This is a genomic window from Mesorhizobium sp. B2-3-5, assembly GCF_006442395.1.
Taxonomy (GTDB): Bacteria; Pseudomonadota; Alphaproteobacteria; order Rhizobiales; family Rhizobiaceae; genus Mesorhizobium.
Genome location: NZ_VFVX01000003.1, coordinates 227,354 through 246,072, shown reverse-complemented (window position 1 = coordinate 246,072; position 18,719 = coordinate 227,354). Strand labels below are relative to the sequence as shown.

General features: G+C 63.5%; 17 protein-coding genes. 9 read left to right on the top strand and 8 right to left on the bottom strand.

The features are described from left to right. Positions 1–66 precede the first annotated feature (66 nt). The 5 genes from dnaQ to FJ958_RS05820 form a co-directional block, all read right to left on the bottom strand. Positions 67–795, bottom strand: a complete 729-nt coding sequence (dnaQ, locus tag FJ958_RS05845; protein ID WP_140740567.1) for a DNA polymerase III subunit epsilon — start codon at positions 793–795, stop codon at positions 67–69. Positions 796–870: 75 nt separating this feature from the next. Next, a complete protein-coding gene (gene coaE, locus FJ958_RS05840) occupies positions 871–1,476 on the bottom strand; it encodes a dephospho-CoA kinase (RefSeq protein ID WP_140740564.1) in 606 nt (201 codons plus the stop codon). After that, positions 1,473–2,315 carry a shikimate dehydrogenase gene (locus FJ958_RS05835; protein ID WP_140740561.1) on the bottom strand — a complete coding sequence of 281 codons (843 nt, stop codon included), beginning with the start codon at positions 2,313–2,315 and terminating at the stop codon, positions 1,473–1,475. The genes coaE and FJ958_RS05835 overlap by 4 nt, the downstream gene beginning before the upstream one ends. Further along, positions 2,308–2,907 (bottom strand): Maf-like protein, encoded by a 600-nt coding sequence (locus tag FJ958_RS05830; protein ID WP_140740559.1) that lies wholly within the window; start codon positions 2,905–2,907, stop codon positions 2,308–2,310. Before FJ958_RS05830 ends, FJ958_RS05835 begins: the two co-directional genes overlap by 8 nt. 271 nt (positions 2,908–3,178) lie before the next feature. Beyond that, complete coding sequence (locus FJ958_RS05820; RefSeq protein WP_140740556.1) at positions 3,179–4,000, bottom strand: pyruvate, water dikinase regulatory protein; 822 nt, start codon at positions 3,998–4,000, stop codon at positions 3,179–3,181. Positions 4,001–4,403: 403 nt separating this feature from the next. Here FJ958_RS05820 and hemE point away from each other — a divergent pair, with 403 nt between their 5' ends. From hemE to FJ958_RS05800, 4 genes are all read left to right on the top strand, one after another. Then, the gene (gene hemE / locus FJ958_RS05815; RefSeq protein ID WP_140740553.1) at positions 4,404–5,435 is read left to right on the top strand and encodes a uroporphyrinogen decarboxylase; all 1,032 of its coding nucleotides are present in this window, start codon (positions 4,404–4,406) and stop codon (positions 5,433–5,435) included. Further along, positions 5,435–5,980 (top strand): protoporphyrinogen oxidase HemJ, encoded by a 546-nt coding sequence (hemJ, locus tag FJ958_RS05810; RefSeq protein ID WP_140740550.1) that lies wholly within the window; start codon positions 5,435–5,437, stop codon positions 5,978–5,980. Before hemE ends, hemJ begins: the two co-directional genes overlap by 1 nt. A 160-nt stretch (positions 5,981–6,140) precedes the next feature. Beyond that, the gene (rho, locus tag FJ958_RS05805; protein WP_140697565.1) at positions 6,141–7,406 is read left to right on the top strand and encodes a transcription termination factor Rho; all 1,266 of its coding nucleotides are present in this window, start codon (positions 6,141–6,143) and stop codon (positions 7,404–7,406) included. A 217-nt stretch (positions 7,407–7,623) separates the two neighbouring features. Then, complete coding sequence (locus FJ958_RS05800) at positions 7,624–8,556, top strand: EamA family transporter (RefSeq protein ID WP_140740547.1); 933 nt, start codon at positions 7,624–7,626, stop codon at positions 8,554–8,556. Between the two features lie 33 nt (positions 8,557–8,589). Here the strand turns inward: FJ958_RS05800 and FJ958_RS05795 are convergent, their stop codons facing one another. Beyond that, complete coding sequence (locus FJ958_RS05795) at positions 8,590–10,608, bottom strand: thioredoxin domain-containing protein (protein WP_140740544.1); 2,019 nt, start codon at positions 10,606–10,608, stop codon at positions 8,590–8,592. A gap of 88 nt (positions 10,609–10,696) precedes the next feature. On the opposite strand from FJ958_RS05795, the gene mnmE reads away from it, so the two are divergent. From mnmE to FJ958_RS05770, 5 genes are all read left to right on the top strand, one after another. Next, positions 10,697–12,028 carry a tRNA uridine-5-carboxymethylaminomethyl(34) synthesis GTPase MnmE gene (gene mnmE, locus FJ958_RS05790; protein ID WP_140740541.1) on the top strand — a complete coding sequence of 444 codons (1,332 nt, stop codon included), beginning with the start codon at positions 10,697–10,699 and terminating at the stop codon, positions 12,026–12,028. A 213-nt stretch (positions 12,029–12,241) separates the two neighbouring features. Then, a complete protein-coding gene (mnmG, locus tag FJ958_RS05785; RefSeq protein WP_140740538.1) occupies positions 12,242–14,113 on the top strand; it encodes a tRNA uridine-5-carboxymethylaminomethyl(34) synthesis enzyme MnmG in 1,872 nt (623 codons plus the stop codon). Further along, positions 14,110–14,742, top strand: coding sequence for a 16S rRNA (guanine(527)-N(7))-methyltransferase RsmG (gene rsmG, locus FJ958_RS05780; protein WP_140740535.1), 633 nt, complete (start codon positions 14,110–14,112; stop codon positions 14,740–14,742). Before mnmG ends, rsmG begins: the two co-directional genes overlap by 4 nt. A gap of 56 nt (positions 14,743–14,798) precedes the next feature. Further along, complete coding sequence (locus FJ958_RS05775) at positions 14,799–15,599, top strand: ParA family protein (RefSeq protein ID WP_140612853.1); 801 nt, start codon at positions 14,799–14,801, stop codon at positions 15,597–15,599. Between the two features lie 76 nt (positions 15,600–15,675). After that, entirely contained in the window at positions 15,676–16,566 is an 891-nt protein-coding gene (locus FJ958_RS05770) for a ParB/RepB/Spo0J family partition protein (protein WP_140740532.1), read from the top strand. Between the two features lie 285 nt (positions 16,567–16,851). Here FJ958_RS05770 and holA read toward each other — a convergent pair whose 3' ends face one another. Both holA and FJ958_RS05760 read right to left on the bottom strand, forming a co-directional pair. Continuing rightward, positions 16,852–17,895, bottom strand: coding sequence for a DNA polymerase III subunit delta (gene holA / locus FJ958_RS05765; RefSeq protein ID WP_140740529.1), 1,044 nt, complete (start codon positions 17,893–17,895; stop codon positions 16,852–16,854). A gap of 262 nt (positions 17,896–18,157) precedes the next feature. Further along, the gene (locus FJ958_RS05760; protein WP_246679506.1) at positions 18,158–18,706 is read right to left on the bottom strand and encodes a GNAT family N-acetyltransferase; all 549 of its coding nucleotides are present in this window, start codon (positions 18,704–18,706) and stop codon (positions 18,158–18,160) included. Positions 18,707–18,719 lie beyond the last annotated feature (13 nt).

Here is an 18,719-nt window from a genome sequence, read left to right as displayed (position 1 = left end):
GGTTCGTCCTTGTTTCTTGACGAAATTCCGGACGGCGAACCGTCTCACACTTTTCCTGGAAATGCCTTACGACGCCGCCACGGCACTTGCTTCGGATGAAGCGGCTTTCAGCCACAGCGCCTTTTCGCCGAGCGTGGCGACCATGGCGGCATGGGCGGCGCGCTCGGCTTCGGTCAGGCGCGGCCGCAGCTGTGCCGGTCGTTCGGCGACGACGATCTCGATCTGGCGGACATTGTCGCCGCCCTGGGAAGGGCCGGCCATGCTGTCGAGGATGAGGGCGGCCTGCTTGCCGCCGATCAGCTCGATATAGACTTCGGCCAGCAGTTCGGAATCGAGCAGGGCGCCGTGCTTGGTGCGCTTCGTGTTGTCGATGCCGTAGCGCCGGCAGAGCGCGTCGAGCGAATTGGGGCCCATCGGGTGCTTGCGGCGCGCCAGAGCCAGCGTGTCGACGACAAGCCCATTGTCGACCGGCGGATGACCAAGCCGGGCGAACTCGACATTGAGGAAGCCGATATCGAAGGTGGCGTTGTGAGCGATCAGCTTGGCGCCTTCCGTGAACTTCAGCCACTCCTCGGCGATTTCGGCGAAGGTCGGCTTGCCCGCAAGATCCGCCGCGCTGATGCCGTGCACCGCCTGCGCCTCGGCGTGGATCGCGCGGCCCTGCGGGTTGATGTAGTGGTGGAAAGTCTTGCCGGTCGGGAAGCGATTGACCAGCTCGACGCCGCCAAGCTCGATCACGCGGTCATCGCGCGAATCAAGGCCGGTGGTTTCGGTGTCGAAGATGATCTCGCGCATCGAATCAGTTGCTCCAAAGGAGCAGCATCGCGAGACCGGAACAAAATGGCAATGGGCAACGCCGACAGCATGCCGTCAGGAGGGGGTGTTGCCGGACTTATCCCCGGAGAGTTCGGCGATGATGGCGGCGACGGCGGCGCGGGCGGCATCCAGCCCCAGCCCGGTGTCGATGATGAAATCGGCCATTTCGCGTTTCTCCGCGTCTGGCACCTGCTTGGCCAGGATCGACGCCAGTTTTTCCTCGGTCATGCCTGGCCGCGCCAGCACGCGCTGGCGCTGGATTTCGGCGGGCGCGGTAACGACGACGACCTTGTCGACGCGGTTGCGGCCACCGGTTTCGAACAGCAGCGGAATGTCGAGCACGGCGATCGATTCGCCGGCGTTACGACGCTTGGCCAGGAAGGCGTCGGCGTCGGCACGAACCAGCGGATGGATGATGGCCTCCAGCCGCTTCAGCGCGGTGGCGTCGCCGAGCACACGGGCACCCAGTTTTGCGCGGTCTACGCTTCCGACAGATGTGGTTCCGGGAAAGGCGGCTTCGACCAAAGGCGCCGCCTTGCCGGCATAGAGGCGATGCACGGTCTCGTCGGAATCGTGGACGGGCACGCCAGCCTCGGCGAACATCCTGGCCGTTGTCGACTTGCCCATGCCGATCGAGCCGGTGAGACCGAGTACGATCATGCTTTCGGCACCAGGTCGGCCACGATGAGCGCGCGCAGCTCCGTGGTGACTTGCGGCATGAAACCGAACCAGCGTTCGAAACCGGGCACGGCCTGGTTGAGCAGCATGCCGAGGCCGTCGACCGTCTTCAGCCCCCTGGCGCGGGCGGCAGCCAGCAGCGGCGTTTCAAGCGGCACATAGACGATGTCGGTGACGATGGCGTGGGCCGGCAACAGAGCCGGATCGGCGGAGAGGCCTTCATTGCCATGCATGCCGAGTGCCGTGGTATTGACCAGCAGGCCGGCGTCGGCAAGCAGTTCGTTGGTCGCCGCCATGTCATGCGCCGAAATGCCGTTGCCGAAACGATCGCGCAACTCTATAGCCCGGGCAAGCGTGCGGTTGACGATGCGGATGTCGCGGACGCCGCGCCGCTTCAGCGCCTGGACCACGGCGCGGGCCGCGCCACCAGCGCCAAGCACGACCGCGGGCCCCGCATTCACCCAGTCCGGCGCGTAATCGTCAAGATTGGCGGCAAAGCCATGGCCGTCGGTGTTGCCGCCCCACAGGACGCCGTCCTCGAACCAAAGCGTGTTGACGGCACCGATCTCTTCAGCCGCCTGATCGCGGCGTTCGACCAGCGCGAAGGCTGCCTCCTTGTGCGGGATGGTGACATTGCCACCGCGATAGCCGGCCGGCTGCAAGGTCGCGATGAATTCGGCGAAGTCCTGCGGCGCGACGTCGATGGCCTCGTAACTGCCGTCGATGCCATATGCGGCCAGCCAGTAACCATGGATCTTCGGCGAGCGCGAATGTTTGACCGGATGGCCGGTGACGAAGGCCTTCTTGATAGCCTCAGCCATCAATGGCTCCCAGCGTGCGCAGTTCCGCCAGCAGTGGCAAAAGCGGCACGCCGACAATGGTGAAATGGTCGCCCTCGATCTTTTCGAAGAGTTGAATGCCTTCGCCCTCGACCTGGTAGGCGCCGACGCTGGCCAGGGCTTTGGCCCCGACACGGGCGAGATGGCGGCCGATGAAGGCAGGGGCGAGCTTGCGCATGGTCATCGAGGCGATGCCGACATGCCGCCACAGCACCTTGCCGTCACGCACCAGCACGGCGGCGCTGTTGAGCTGGTGGGTCTTGCCCGACAGCGCCAGGAGATGGCGGCGCGCGCCTTCCATGTCGGCCGGCTTGTGGAACACCTCATCGCCGAGCGACAATGTCTGGTCGCAGCCGAGCACCAGCGCACCGGGTTTGCGCTCGCTGACCTCGGTGGCCTTGGCCTCGGCGAGGATGAGAGCGACATCTTCCGGCGAAACGCCGCTGTCCTGCAAGGGCGCCTCCAGCGCCCGCTCGTCGACATCGGCGGGAACCGCTTCGACGTCGATGCCGGCATTGAGAAGCATCGCCTTGCGGAACGGGCTGCCTGAGGCAAGGATGATTTTTTCGGTCATTTTTTCACACAGGCGCGGACACAGGCGCGGTTGGAGTACGGGGCTTATTCAGTGAAGCCGGCGCCGCCCCTCATTGTCCTGCCGGACATTTCTCCCCGTATAGGGACGGGGAGAAAGGAGCGGTTTCAGCGCATGCGCTCTTTCCGGCCACGTTGACGATTGGCGAAACCATCAATGACAGCGCCCCTCTCCCCGTCCCTATATGGGGAGAGGATGCCGGCAGGCAGGTGAGGGGCAGCGCCGACTTCCGCAAAACCGACTCTTCGCTCATCTATCTGTTCTTCCCCCGCAGGGCAACGATCGCCGCCGCCGTTTCCTCGATCGAGCGGCGGCTGACGTCGATCATCGGCCAGCCGTGCCTGGTGCAGATCTGGCGGGCATAGGCAAGCTCCTCATTGATGGCGGCGCGGTCGACATAGTCTGTCGGCACATAGGAACTGCTGTTGCCGAGGATGCGGTTCTGGCGGACATGCGAGATGCGCTCGGCGGTGGCGATCAGCCCGACGACCAGCGGTGCCTTGGCGTTGACCAGGCTCTCGGGCACCGGCACGCCGAGCACGATCGGGATGTTGGCGGTCTTGATGCCGCGGTTGGCGAGATAGATGCTGGTCGGTGTCTTGGAGGTGCGCGAAATGCCGATCAGCACGATGTCGGCATCGTCCATATTGGCCGGCAGCTGGCCGTCATCATGTTCCATGGTGAAGTTGAGCGCATCGATGCGGCGGAAATATTCGGCGTCGAGGACGTGCTGGGCGCCGACGCGCCGGCCGGCCGGCGTGCCGAGATAGGACTGGAAAACGGTAAGCACCGGCTCCAGCACCGAGACACAGGGCAGGCCCATGGTGGCGCAGCGCTCATCGATGCCGCGCGCCAGCCTCTGGTCGACGACGGTATAGAGAATGATGCCCGGCTCCTCCTCGATGTCCTCGAACACCTTGGCCACCTGCTTTTCGGTGCGGATGAGCGGGTAGATGTGCTCGATGGCTCGCGCATCCTTGTATTGCGCGGAAGCCGCGCGGCCGGCTGCGAGCAGCGTTTCGCCGGTCGCGTCGGAAATCAGGTGCAGGTGAAAGAAGCTCTGGGGTTTGTTCACAGGGATCACCTGGGTCTGTGGGCGGATGTGGATAAGGTCGGACAACGAGCCGGGCTCGTCGAAGGCGACTGTATCAGATGCCAGTTTGTCCACAATTCGATGTGCTGTCGGCTTCGTCGGGCGGCTGGGGACAAATCCGGGGAGGATGTCGTTTGCCTTTCGTCCGTCCACAGGGCCGGCTTTTCCGGCGGCGGCGTAACGCTTTGACTCCGATGATGGATTCCTGATCGTCCCCAGAACCCTGCATTCGGGAGAAAGAAGCGCGCGACAATATGCTTGCTGGCTTTTTGCTTGATGAAGCGGGACAGGTGACAACCACCACAACCAACAGACTCTTAGAATCAGAAGAATCTTAGATATAAGAATATTTGATTAGAAAGAGGCTTGGAGAAGCGAGCGCTCGATGCCCCAGAACCGGATCATGCTGGATGTCCTGAAGGGCAAGGCTCATTTTCCTCCTCCGCTCTGGATGATGCGCCAGGCCGGGCGCTATCTGCCGGAGTATCGTGAAACGCGCCGACGTGCCGGCTCGTTCCTTGACCTCTGTTACGATCCCGACCTTGCCGTCGAAGTGACGCTGCAGCCGATCGAGCGCTTCGGCTTCGACGCCTCGATCCTGTTCTCCGACATCCTTGTCGTTCCGCACGCGCTTGGCCGCGACGTTCGCTTCGAAGAGGGGCGCGGCCCGCTGCTGACGCCGATCTCCGCCGCCGAGATCGCGGCTCTGGAGAGCAGCATGTTTCACGTGAATCTCAAACCGGTCTACGAGACGGTTCGTCGGCTGCGGGCGAAACTGCCCGACGAGACGACCCTGATCGGCTTCTGCGGCGCGCCATGGACGGTGGCGACCTACATGATTGCCGGCCACGGTACGTCGGACCAGGCGCCGGCGCGGCTGTTCGCCTATCGCGAACCGGTCGCCTTTCAACAACTGCTGAAGGTGCTCGCCGATCATTCGGCGGCCTACCTGATCCGTCAGATCGAGGCCGGCGCCGACGTGGTGCAGATATTCGATTCCTGGTCCGGCGTGCTCGACGATGCCTCTTTTGAACGGTTCTGCGTTCAGCCGGTGGCCGAGATCGTCCGGCAGGTCAGGGCTGCCCATCCCGATGTTCCGATCATCGGCTTTCCCAAGGGCGCCGGTGTGCGCTACCAGACCTATCGGGAGAAGACCGGCGTAACCGGCCTGGGGATCGACTGGACGGTGCCGCTGGAGACGGCGAAGGACTTGCAGCGCTCGGGTGCCGTCCAGGGCAATCTCGATCCGTTGCGGCTGGTGGCCGGCGGCCAGGCGCTCGCCGATGGCGTCGAGGCGATCCTGAAGGCTTTGGGCGAAGGCCTGCTGATCTTCAATCTCGGCCATGGCATCACGCCGGAGACGCCGGTCGCGCATGTCGAGGCGATGGTGAAACAGGTGAGGAGCGCGACACGCTGATGGCTCGGTCGGACAGCACTGGAAACACGAACAGCACCGGTCAGGCAATGATGCGCATGGTCGTCGGTATCGCGGCGCTTGTTGTGCTCACCGCATTGTTGTTTTTCGTTGCGCCTGAAAGTTTCTATCCCTGGGCAAAGGCGATCCATATTCTCGCCGTCATTTCGTGGATGGCCGGCATGCTCTATCTGCCGCGCTTGCTGGTCTATCACGCCGATGCCGAGAAGGGTTCGCTGCAATCGGAGACCTTCAAAGTGATGGAGCGGCGCCTGCTGCGCGGCATCATCAATCCGGCAATGATCGTCACCTGGATGTTCGGCCTCTGGCTCGCCTGGAAAGGTTTTGGTTTCCAGGGTGGCTGGCTGCACGCCAAGATCGCCGCGGTGCTCCTGTTGTCCGCGGTTCACGGCTATCTCGCCAGCGCGGTGCGCAAATTCGCCGAGGATCGCAATGAAAAGCCGGCGCGGCACTGGCGGATCGTCAACGAGATCCCCACATTGCTGATGGTGGCAATTGTGATCCTGGTTGTCGTCAAGCCTTTCTGAGGCCTGTCAGGTCCGTAAAACGCGGCTTGCTCTTTCACCAGACCGACGATAAAAGACGGGTCTTCCTTCCCGTCATGCGCCGCCCCTCATTGTTTTCGGCCGCGCCCGGCATTTGTCGCATCCCGCCGATATTTTCCCAAAGCTCACCCAGAGTCCGTCTATGCAAGAAATGAAACTTACCGAGTTCAAGAACAAGAAACCGCCAGAGCTGATCGCTTATGCCGAATCGCTCGAGGTCGAGAACGCCAGCGTCATGCGCAAGCAGGAGCTGATGTTCGCGATCCTGAAGAAGCTGGCCGCACAGGACGTCGAGATCATCGGCGAAGGTGTGGTCGAGGTGCTGCAGGATGGTTTCGGTTTCCTGCGCTCCGCCAATGCCAACTATCTTCCAGGTCCCGACGATATCTACATCTCGCCGTCGCAGATCCGCCGCTTTTCGCTGAAGACCGGCGATACGGTCGAAGGGCCGATCCGCAGTCCGAAAGAGGGCGAGCGCTATTTCGCGCTGCTCAAGGTCAACACGATCAATTTCGACGATCCGGAAAAGATCCGCCACAAGATCCATTTCGACAATCTGACGCCGCTCTATCCGACCTCGCGGCTGAAGATGGAAGTCGAGATCCCGGCCACCAAGGACATATCGTCTCGGGTGATCGATCTGGTGGCGCCGATCGGCAAAGGGCAGCGCGCCTTGATCAACGCGCAGCCGCGCACCGGCAAGACGGTGCTTTTGCAGAACATCGCGCACTCCATCACCGCCAACCATCCGGAATGCTATCTGATCGTGCTTCTGATCGATGAGCGCCCGGAAGAGGTGACCGACATGCAGCGCTCGGTCAAAGGCGAAGTCATCTCCTCGACCTTCGACGAGCCGGCGGTGCGCCACGTGCAGGTCGCCGAAATGGTCATCGAGAAGGCCAAGCGGCTGGTCGAACATGGCCGCGACGTCGTCATCCTGCTCGATTCCATCACCCGCCTCGGCCGCGCCTACAACACCGTCGTGCCGTCCTCCGGCAAGGTGCTGACCGGCGGCGTCGACGCCAACGCGCTGCAGCGGCCGAAGCGCTTCTTCGGCGCGGCGCGCAACATCGAGGAAGGCGGTTCGCTGACCATCATCGCCACGGCGCTGATCGACACCGGCAGCCGTATGGACGAAGTCATTTTCGAGGAGTTCAAGGGCACCGGCAACTGCGAAATCCAGCTGGATCGCAAGGTGGCCGACAAGCGCATCTATCCGGCGATAGACATCCTCAAGTCCGGTACCCGCAAGGAAGACCTTCTGGTCGCGCGTTCGGACCTGCAGAAGATCTTCGTGCTGCGCCGTATCCTGGCGCCGATGGGCACCACCGATGCGATCGAGTTCCTGATCGACAAGCTGAAGCAGACCAAGACCAATGCCGACTTCTTCGATTCGATGAACACGTAACGGGCAATCGGGAATTTCCCGGACCGCGCATCAGGCCCCATTCCGGTCAACCGGGATGGGGCTTTTTGTTGCCTCCAGATGGGTCGCATTCCGGATACCGCGTGGTTGTATGCGGCGGCGGGCGGTGCCAGCCTTGTGCGATGGTGCGCGTCTTGTTGAGGCATGATTCTGCCCGAGCCGGTTTGCTGTTTTGATCACATGCGCGGTTGGAAGTGACGTGAAGAAGACCATCCCGACGCTTGTCGGCTTTTCAGCCATCCTGACCTGGTCGTTTCTGGCGCTGCTTTCCACGGCCGCGGGGCCGATACCGCCCTTTCAGCTGGCGGCGATGACGTTCTTTCTCGGTGCGCTTGTCGGAGTGGGCAGCTGGACCTTCCGTCCAGGCGCGGTCCGTTCGCTGCGGCAGCCATGGGAGGTCTGGGCGACAGGGGTGGCGGGATTGTGCATCTATCACTGCGCCTATTTCTTCGCGATTCAGTCCGCACGGCCTGTCGAGGTCAGCCTGATCGCCTATCTCTGGCCTTTGCTGATCGTCGTCTTCGCCGCCTTCCTGCCGGGCGAAAGGCTCAAGGCTCACCACCTTGTCGGCGTCGTCCTTGGCCTTGCCGGGGCGATCGTGGTGATCACCAAGGGAGGCACTATCGGTCTCGCGAATGGCGTGATGAAGGGTCATGTCATTGCCTTGTTCTGCGCCTTTATCTGGGCCGGCTATTCCGTCCTGTCACGGCGCTTCGGCCAGGTGCCGACCGATGTGGTGGCCGGCTACTGCTTCATCACCGCCGTGGTTGCGCTGGCGTTGCATCTGACGCTGGAAATCACGGTCTGGCCCGAAACGACGATGCAGTGGGCCGCGATCCTCGTTCTTGGCACGATCCCGCTCGGCGCCGGCTTCTATGCCTGGGACTATGGCTGCAAGCACGGGGACATCATGATCCTGGGTGCCTTGTCTTATGCCGCGCCGCTGTTTTCGGTGATCGTGCTGTTGTTGGCCGGGTTTGGCGTGTTCCACTGGTCCGTGGTGCTTGCCTGCGTGCTCATTACGGTCGGCGCGGTGATCGCGGCCAGGGATTTGCTGTTCAAGCCACGGCCGGATGCGAAATCGGTCAGGGCATTGCCTTCGGCTGTGCCGGCGGAAGCGGACACCGCCTGACGGAAAATCGCCTCACACTTTTCCCGAGTTGCCCTATTGGCGGTGCAGGAGATGCTCGAGCTCCTGCGGGTCGCTTACAGCGGGAAGGCAAAGCTGGCCCGTACAAAGCCAGGCGCCCGCCCTGTTGGTCGGCGGGAAAATGCCGCCAGGCAGCAAGGGTCGATTCGCTTCCGAACCAATCGCTGCAATGATGTCGACGCGACGCGGGTCAGGACGTCGATTCGCGGCCGTAACGAGCGCTGGATCCTCCGGCCTGTCCACGACAACCAACTTCAATGGCTCGATCGCGAGTGCACAGGCATTGACGATGCCCGCCTGGCCATAGGCCTGGTGCGCCGCGCGGCCGGCGGCGTGCTCGGCGATCTTCCACGCTCTCTCCTGCAGCTCGATATCGGCGGTAACGGAAGCCAGCCGGACCAGCGCTTCGATGATCTGGCTGGTGGCTGACGGAATGGCTTCGTCGACATCGCCCCTGATGCGGATCGGCACGTCCGTGCTGTCGGAAGCGGTCAGGTAATAACCCGTCCCCTCGGCGTCGACGTGCCAGCGGTCGAGCTGCTCGATGAACCGGCTGGCCTGATCGATGTAGCGCCAATCGCCTGACGCCTCGAACAGCGAGATCGCCGCATTGGTCATGCCGGCATAGTCGCCGGACAGAGCAGGAAACAGCTTTCTGGGGCCGAGCATGGAATGCGGCAAGCGCCCGTCTCTGGCGGCGGCGCCGATATGGGCAAAGGCCTTGGCCGCCGCATCGATCCAGTCGGGTCGCGCCAGCGATCGGCCGGCCTCTGCGAGCGCCGCGATCACCAGGCCGTTCCAGTCGGTCAGGGCTTTCGCGTCGAGGCCTGGCCGGACCCGATCTTCGCGAGCGGCGAGAAGTCCGGCCTTGAGCTCTACCAGCCTTTCGCGGTCGGCCACGCTTTGGGTTTGCTGGGCGAGGGTTTGATGGACAATCGGCTTGCCTTCCCAACCGTGCGGGCTGGAGAGCGTGAAGTGTTTGAAAAACAAGCCGGAATCGTCGCCAAGGACGGCTTCGATCTCCTCTCTGGTCCAGGTGTAGAAAAGGCCTTCCTCGCCATCGCTGTCGGCGTCCAGGCTGGCGGCAAAGGCACCGCCGTCGACGCGCATTTCGCGCAGCAGCCACTCGACGGTCTCTTCGATTCGTATGCGGAACAAATCATTGCCGCTCGCCGCGTATGCCCAATTGCAGAAGCGGATGAGCTGGGCGTTGTCGTAGAGCATCTTTTCGAAATGCGGCACCAGCCATTCCGCGTCGGTCGAATAGCGGCTCAGTCCACCGCCGATGTGGTCATAGATGCCGCCGGCCAGCATCTGTTCCAGGCTGACGAGGACGTCGTCGCGATGCGCGGCATCGCCGTCGCGCAGCCAGGACAGCCACAGCGTGAGCATGAACGGCGCATTCGGGAATTTGGGCGCGCCGCGCAGGCCGCCAAGGTCACGGTCGATCATGCCGGAGATGCGGCCGGCAAGGTCGGACAATGTATCGCGATCGAGAAGCGCCTTGGCATGTGCCGCCGAGAGCCGCACCTCGACATGGGTGGTCAGGCCGTCGGCGCTCTGGTTCAGGCTGGCCCTCTTCTCGCGCCAGGCCTTGTCCACCGCCTCCATCACCTGGATGAAGCCCGGGCGGCCAAAGCGCGGCTCCCTGGGAAAATAGGTGCCGCCCCAGAACGGCTTGCCGTCCGGTGTCAGGAACATGGTCAGCGGCCAGCCGCCCTGCTCGCCCATGGAGGAGAGCGCGGCCATGTAGATCTGATCGATGTCGGGGCGCTCCTCGCGGTCCACCTTGATATTGACGAACAGACGGTTCATGACGGCGGCGACGTCGTCGTTCTCGAAGCTCTCATGGGCCATGACATGGCACCAGTGGCAGGCGGCATAGCCGACGGAGAGCAGAATCGGCCTGTCCAGGGCCTTCGCCTCTTCCAGCGAAGCCGGCGACCAGGGCCGCCAATGCACCGGATTGCCGCTATGTTGCTGCAAATAGGGGCTGGCTTCGTCGGCAAGCAGGTTTTGCGCGGGCAATGTCACAACGGGCAACTCGGTCACAGTGGGTAGTTGGGCGGCAAACTCGGTTCAGTGTGTGGCGGAAGCTAGGGCGGTTCGACAGGGTGGGCAAATGATTTCAGCCGATTCGATCGTTGCGCTGTCGAGCGGCCGGCTTCCGGCAGGCGTTGCCATCATCCGTATTTCCGGCCCGCAGACTCGATTCGTTGTCGAAACGATCGCGGGCGGCATGGTTAAGGACCGCGCGGCGGTCTTGCGCAAGTTCAGGGCCCCCGATGGAATCGTGCTGGACAGCGGGTTAATCATCTTCTTCCCAGGCCCGGCCAGCTTCACCGGCGAGGATGTCGCCGAATTTCATGTCCATGGCGGACGCGCCGTGGTGGCCAGGATGCTGGAGACGATCACCGGTTTTGCGGGCGTCAGGCATGCCGAAGCTGGGGAATTCACGCGCCGCGCGTTTCTCAATGGCAAGGTCGACCTGATCGAGACCGAGGCGCTGGCGGATCTTGTCAACGCCGAGACCGAAGCGCAGCGGCGCTTTGCCCTCCGAAATGCCGAGGGCGTCCAGAGTGAACTCTATCTCGGCTGGCGTCGCAGGCTTGTCCATGCGCGCGCCATGATCGAGGCCGAAATCGACTTTGCCGATGAGGACGACGTGCCCGGCGCCGTTTCGGATACGGTCTGGTCCGATGTCGGGATGATGATCGGCGAGATCGACCGTCACATCGCCGGTTTTCGCACCGCGGAGATCATCCGCGACGGCTTCGAGGTTGTGATCCTCGGCGCGCCGAACGCCGGCAAGTCGAGTCTGTTCAACGCCTTGGCGCGAAGGGATGCAGCTATTGTAACGGATGAGCCTGGCACGACGCGGGATCTGCTTGAGGTGGCGCTGGATCTCGAGGGGTTGCGAATCCGGTTGACGGACACAGCGGGATTGCGTGAGGCGGCAGGCAAGGTCGAAGCGATCGGCATCGAGAGAGCGAGAGCCAAGGCCGATCGCGCCGATCTCGTGTTGCTGTTGGAGGACGTGGCGAATCCCGGCGATGTCGCTTCTCTGCCCGGTTCGGTACCGGTGCTGCGGGTCGGGACCAAACTCGATCTGCTCGATGAGCGGACGGCAGTGGCAGCGCGCCGACATTATGATCTCGTTATTTCGATCCTGAATGGGGCGGGCGTGGACGCGCTCGTTGCAGAGATCGGCCAGCGCGCGGCGGATGCGGCCGGCGACCTTGGCGATGTTCTGCCGTCACGTCTGCGGCATGTCGAATTGCTTGGCGAGGCGAACCGCCATCTGCTTCGGGCGACCGAAGCCGGCGCCACAGGCCAGGAGCTCCGTGCCGAGGAGTTGCGGCTCGCGGCGGATCGGCTGGGCCGAATTGTCGGCGCCATCGATGTCGAGGACATGCTGGACGTGATCTTCGCGCAGTTCTGCATTGGGAAATGACTCACGTGAAACACGCACCGGCGCGAAGACGCTTAAGGATTCACGTGAAACACCGGCAGGCTGGATTGCCCCAATCGTTCCATTGATTCACGTCAAACGACGTTGCCGGACCTTGCCGCTCTGTTTCACGTGAAACTTGCCGCGAAGTTTTCTTGACAGCTTCGCCCCGCGGGGACATGTGTCCTCAAAATCTTTCGAGTCCAGGATGTGGAAATGACCGATCACTATGATGTGGTTGTGGTGGGCGGCGGCCATGCGGGTAGCGAGGCAGCCAGTGCCGCCGCGCGCGCCGGCGCCAGGAGCGCGCTGGTGACGTTGCGCTTCGAGACGATCGGCGTGATGTCATGCAACCCGGCGATCGGCGGGCTCGGCAAAGGGCATCTGGTGCGCGAGATCGACGCCATGGACGGCCTGATGGGCCGTGTGACGGATGCCGCGGGCATCCAGTTCCGCCTGCTCAACCGCCGCAAGGGGCCAGCGGTGCGCGGCCCGCGCACGCAAGCCGACAGGAAGCTCTATCGCCTGGCGATGCAGGAAGCGATTCGGCAGCAGAACGATCTCGACGTGGTCGAGGCCGAGGTGCTGGACTTCGAGATCGTGGACGGGCGGATCGCAGCCGTCTTGCTGGCCGACGGCCGCAGGCTTGCTTGCGGCGCGGTGGTGCTCACGACCGGAACTTTCCTGCGCGGCCTCATTCATATCGGCGAGAAGAAGATCGTCGCCGGCCGCATGAACGAGCAGGCGAGCCTTGGCCTGTCGGCGACGATGTCCCGCGCCGGCTTCCAACTCGGCCGCTTGAAGACTGGCACGCCGCCACGGCTGGACGGGCGGACCATCGACTGGGCGTCGCTCGAAAGCCAGGCGGCCGACGAGGATCCGGTGCCGTTCTCGCTGATGACCGATCATATCTCGACGCCGCAGATCGATTGCGGCATCACGCGCACGACCGCCGCCACCCACGAGCTGATCCGTGCCAATCTGGGCCGCTCCGCCATGTATTCCGGCTCGATCGAAGGCGTTGGGCCGCGTTACTGCCCGTCGATAGAGGACAAGATCGTCAAGTTCGGCGATCGGGATGGACATCAGATCTTTCTCGAGCCGGAAGGCTTGGACGATCACACTGTCTATCCGAACGGGATCTCGACCTCGCTGCCCGAAGATGTCCAGCTCGATATTCTGAAGACCATTCCGGGCCTGGAGCGGGCTGTGATGCTGCAGCCCGGCTATGCGATTGAATATGACCATGTCGATCCGCGCGAGCTTGATCAGACACTCGAGACCAAGCGCGTCGCCGGGCTCTTCCTCGCCGGGCAGATCAACGGCACGACCGGTTATGAGGAGGCAGCCGGGCAGGGCTTGCTGGCCGGCATTAACGCGGCGCGCCGGGCGTCGGGCGGCGAGCAGGTCGTGCTCAGCCGCACCGAGGCCTATATCGGCGTGATGGTCGACGACCTGACCAGCCGCGGCATCAGCGAACCGTACCGGATGTTCACCTCGCGCGCCGAATTCCGGCTGTCGCTGCGCGCGGACAATGCGGACGAGCGGTTGACGCCGCTGGCGAAGAGGCTGGGGATCGCTTCCGCGCGACGCATGCAGCGTTATGGCAATGTCATGCGGCGGCTCGACGAAGCGCGGGAACTGGCTACCGCGCTGACGATGACGCCCAATGAGGCGGCGCGGCACGGACTGGAGATCAATCGTGATGGCGTCCGCCGATCGGGCTATGAGCTGCTGGCCTATCCCGGCGTCGACGTCGCCTGGCTGGCGACGATTGAGCCGCGCTTTGCGGCAATTGACGCCAAGACCGCGGAGCGTCTTGAAACGGAGGCGAAATATTCTGTTTACCTCGACCGTCAGAAGACCGACGTCGCCCAGATTCGGCATGAGGAGAGCCGGCTGATCCCGGACAGCGTCGATTTCGCCGGCGTGCCTGGTCTGTCCAATGAGTTAAAGCAGAAGATGCAGGCGCGGCGGCCGCGCTCCATCGCTGACGCCCAGCGCATGGAGGGCATGACGCCAGCTGCATTGGCGATCATTGTCGCGCATGTCCGCCACCATGAGAGCGCCCAGAGGGACGTTGCGTGAGCTCTGTCTCCTGGAAGAGCCTGCAGGACGCGGCCGGCCCCGTTTCACGTGAAACATTCGATCGGCTGGTGGCGTTCGAGCAGATGTTCCAGAAATGGAACCGCAGCATCAATCTGGTGGCGCAGTCGACCTCGGGCGATGTCTGGCAACGCCACATCCTCGACAGCGCACAGCTTGGACGCATAGAGCCCAATGCCACGCGCTGGGTCGACATCGGTTCGGGCGGCGGATTTCCGGGCCTGGTCATGGCTTTCCTGCTCGCCGAGCGCGATGGGGCCAGCATCGATCTGGTGGAAAGCAACCGTAAGAAGGCGTCGTTCCTGCAGACCGTCATCGGCCAGTTCAACCTGCCGGCACGGGTCGTGGCGCGGCGCATCGAAGACAGCCATGCGCTTGTTTCGATGCCGCAAATCGTCACGGCGCGGGCTCTGGCCTCGCTCTCGCTGTTGCTGGACCTGTCGGCGCCCTGGCTGACGTCAGGCGCGCGCGGGCTATTCCACAAAGGCCGGGATTATCGCGCGGAAGTGCAAGAAAGCGTTAACCGATGGTCCTTCGATCTGGTAGAACATCCCAGTGTGACCGACCCTCATAGCGTCATCCTTGAACTGTCTGACCTGCGACCTGTCTGATCTTCGCCTTGTCGGGCTATTTTGGCGACCCAAAAATGAATTTCTGGCATAAACCCATGATGAAGAATGGCCCTCGAATCATCACCGTAGCCAACCAGAAAGGCGGCGTCGGCAAGACGACCACCGCCATCAATCTGGCCACGGCGCTGGCGGCCATCGGCGAAAAAGTGCTGATCGTCGATCTCGATCCGCAAGGCAACGCCAGCACCGGTCTCGGCATCGACCGCAAGGACCGCACGGTCTCGTCCTATGACGTGCTGACGGGCGAGCTGGATCTCGAAGCCGCGGCGGTTCCGACCGCCGTGCCTGGCCTGTCGATCGTGCCGTCGACGCTCGATCTGCTCGGCATCGAAATGGAAATCGCCTCGGCGCCGGATCGGGTGCTGCGGCTGCGCAACGCCTTGCGCGCCGCGGCCGGGCGCTCGGCCAATTTCGGCTATGTGCTGATCGACTGCCCGCCCTCGCTCAATCTGCTCACGCTCAATTCGATGGCGGCCGCCGATTCGGTGTTGGTGCCGCTGCAATGCGAGTTCTTCGCGCTTGAAGGCCTCAGCCAGCTGCTGGAAACGGTCGAGCAGGTGCGCCGTTCGATCAATCCGGAGCTCACCATCCAGGGCATCGTGCTGACCATGTATGACGGCCGCAACAATCTGGCCAACCAGGTGGTGCAGGACGTCCGGGAGCACATGGGCGACAAGGTCTACGAGACCATCATCCCGCGCAATGTGCGGGTGTCCGAGGCGCCGTCCTATGGCAAGCCGGCGATTCTGTACGATCTGAAGTGCTCGGGCAGCCAGGCCTACCTGCAATTGGCCTCAGAGGTCATCCGCCGCGAGCGCAAATTGCGCGCCGCTTGATGAGCTCCTGCGCATAATCAACAGCGATTCGATACCGAAACGATCTGACGACAACGATCTGAAGCCTGGAATAAAGATGAGCGAAGACCTTTCGAGAAAAAGACTGGGGCGGGGACTGGCAGCGCTGATCGGCGAGATCGATCGCCCGGCGGCGCCGGAAAAGCCCGGCATCAGCGCCGATGGCAAGGTGCCGATCGAGTTTCTCAGCCCCAACCCGAAGAATCCACGCCGGCATTTTGGTGACGCCGAACTTACCGATCTCGCCCAGTCGATCCGCGAACATGGCGTCGTGCAGCCGGTCGTCGCGCGGCCATCGCCGACACAGGCCGGCCGCTACGAGATCATCGCCGGCGAGCGCCGCTGGCGGGCGGCACAGCGCGCCGGGCTGACCGAAATCCCGGTCATCATCCGCGATGTCAATGACCGCACCGCGCTCGAACTGGCGATCATTGAGAACGTCCAGCGTGCCGACCTCAACGCGGTCGAAGAGGCGCTGGGCTACCAGCAGCTGATCGACGACCATGGCTACACCCAGGCCGATCTCGGCCAGGTGATCGGCAAGAGCCGCAGCCATGTCGCCAACACGCTGCGGCTGCTGAAATTGCCTGACGTGATCCGCGACATGCTGGTCGACGGCGCGCTGTCGGCTGGCCATGCCCGCACGCTGGTCACGGCGGAGGATCCGGCTGGCCTCGCCAAGCGCATCGTCGAGGAGGGGCTTTCCGTGCGCCAGGCCGAGGCGCTGGCGCAGATGCCGGCCGGCAGCGCCGCGAAAGAAGCTCGGCCCGCGGCCACGCCGGAACAGAAAGACGCGGATACGCTGGCGCTCGAAAAGCTGCTGACCGACACGCTCGGCATGATCGTGACCGTCGATCACAAGGGCAAAGGCGGCGGCCTGCTTCGGGTCGCCTATCGCAGCCTTGAGCAACTGGACGAGGTTTGCCGCAGGTTGAAGGCCGAGCGGTAGGTGTGTCGAAGCACAGAGGATTAGCCGGCTAAATCCTTGATTGAAGATGATGAGGGCCGGCAGCTGCCGGCCTTTCTCATTTCAGCGTTGGCGATTGGCGAAAATCTCCCCCCTTGAGGGGGAGATGGCCGGCAGGCCAGAGGGGTCGGTTCGACCGGACGCCAACGTCCTGAGGCGATTGAGGTTAGCGCTCCGCGCGCGGCGACCCCCTCTGTCGCCTTCGGCGACATCTCCCCCTCGAGGGGGGAGATTCCGGCCGCGCTTTTTGCGACGATCTCCGTGCCGCTACCGCTGTGCCAGCCTCGCGCTCTCAACCGCTATCCCCAGCAGCGCCTGTCTTGCCAGTGCGACGGAGAGGTCTGGTCTGCGCCGTGTCTGCAGCACGGCCGTCTGCAGCCGGGTCAGCGCGCGGCCAAGCGCTTCGCTGCTCCAGCGTTCCAGCGCCTTCTCCACCAGCTTGCGTCGCGAGAAGAAAACCGGCGGGCGCGCGCCGGCAACGACCGAAGCCGCGTTGCGGCCGCTCGATTCCATCTGGCCGCGCATGAGCTGGATCTGCTGCAATTGCCGCATGGCGGAGGACAGAACGAGAAAAGGCGGGCCGCCGGACTGGCAGTGGCGGGTGAAAGCGGTGTCGAAGTCGCCGATCTTGCCTTCGAGAAGCGCATCGACGGCGTCGTCGAACGAGGCGCCGGATACGTCGCCGGACATCGCCTTGACCTCCTCCAGACCGATCTCCTTCTGCCCGTGAGCATAGAGGACGAGCTTCTCGATCTCGCCACGCGAGGCCAGCCGGTCGCCGCCGAGATTGCGGCGCAGCGCCTGCCTTGCCTCCAGCGTCATCGACATGCCGGCCTTGCGCAGCTCGTCGTCGATGACCGCGTCGATATCGCGGGCCTCGTCGGCGTAGCAGGGCAGCGCCATGGCGTTGTCGGCGCCTTCGACCACGGCGCGCAGGCCAACGCCCTTCTTGAGATCGCCGGCCTCGATCAGGATGATGGCGTCTCGCGCGGGCTCCGCCGTCAACGCCTTGACGTCGTCGGCCAGCGCCTTCTGCCCGGAGGCATTGCGCACCCACAGCAGCCGCCGGTCGGAAAACATCGGTACGGTGCGGGCTTCGTCGAGCAGCCGGCCCTCGTCGCGGTCGACCTCGGAGCCCTCAAGCCGGACCACGGAGAACGGATCATCCAGCGGCAGCCCGGTCTTTTCGGCAAAGGCCTTCGCTCGCTCGGAAACGAGCCCCCGATCAGGACCATAGAGCAGGACGATCGAGGTGCGCGGATCGGGCCGCGACAGCCAGGAATCGACCTCGAAAGCTTTCTTCTGTGCCATGAAGGGTGGTTAGCATGACTGGAGCTAGTGGTGGTAGCTCGAGATTTGGCGGGGGCGCCTCCTCATCCTCTCCACCCCTTGGGGGATGGCCTGACGGCAAGGCTAAAGCGCGTCGCGTCGAAACGGATTCATGCGTCGGGCTTTAGGTCTTTGTCTTTACGCATGTCGTTCTCCCAAAACCGAGGTCCCTTTTAGGCGACATGCACAGGGATGAGGTCGAGGCGGATTTTGCTGGATCGGATCACCGGCATTTAGCGGCGTGCTACTTCAGCCTTGGCCGGTTCGGCGCCACCGGAGGCGCGCAAGCCATCAGGTCGTAGACGCCCTTGTCCTCGACGATTGTGAAGCCGAGCCTGACATAGAGCTGCCGCGCCGGATTGTCTTTCTCGACATGGATGGAAGCTGATTTGCCGGCTAACCATGCCTCCTCGACCAGGTCGCGCAACAGGGCCGAACCATAGCCGTTGCGGCGGTATGCCGGCAGGAAAGCGATGTCGATGATGCGATGCTGGCTCGGCCAGCGTTCGATATAGAGACGCCCTATATCCTGCCCGGCGCGGTTCACCACCAGCCACTCGGCCTTGGGATAATGCCTGACATAGTGGGCGCGCTGCGCCTGGAACTGCATGTCGAGAAAGGCAGCCTTCTGCGCGTCGCTCCAATCCGTCACGGCGAGTTCTTCGGCGCGGGTCGAGGCGTAGAGCCGCGACAGAAACGGTATGTCGGCCTCCTCGGCCGGGCGAAAATTCAGCCCGGCCTGCCCGGAGCGAGGCCAGGCCGGAAGGGGGCGCGCCGGCTTACCGTTTGTCACTGCCCGCAACGCC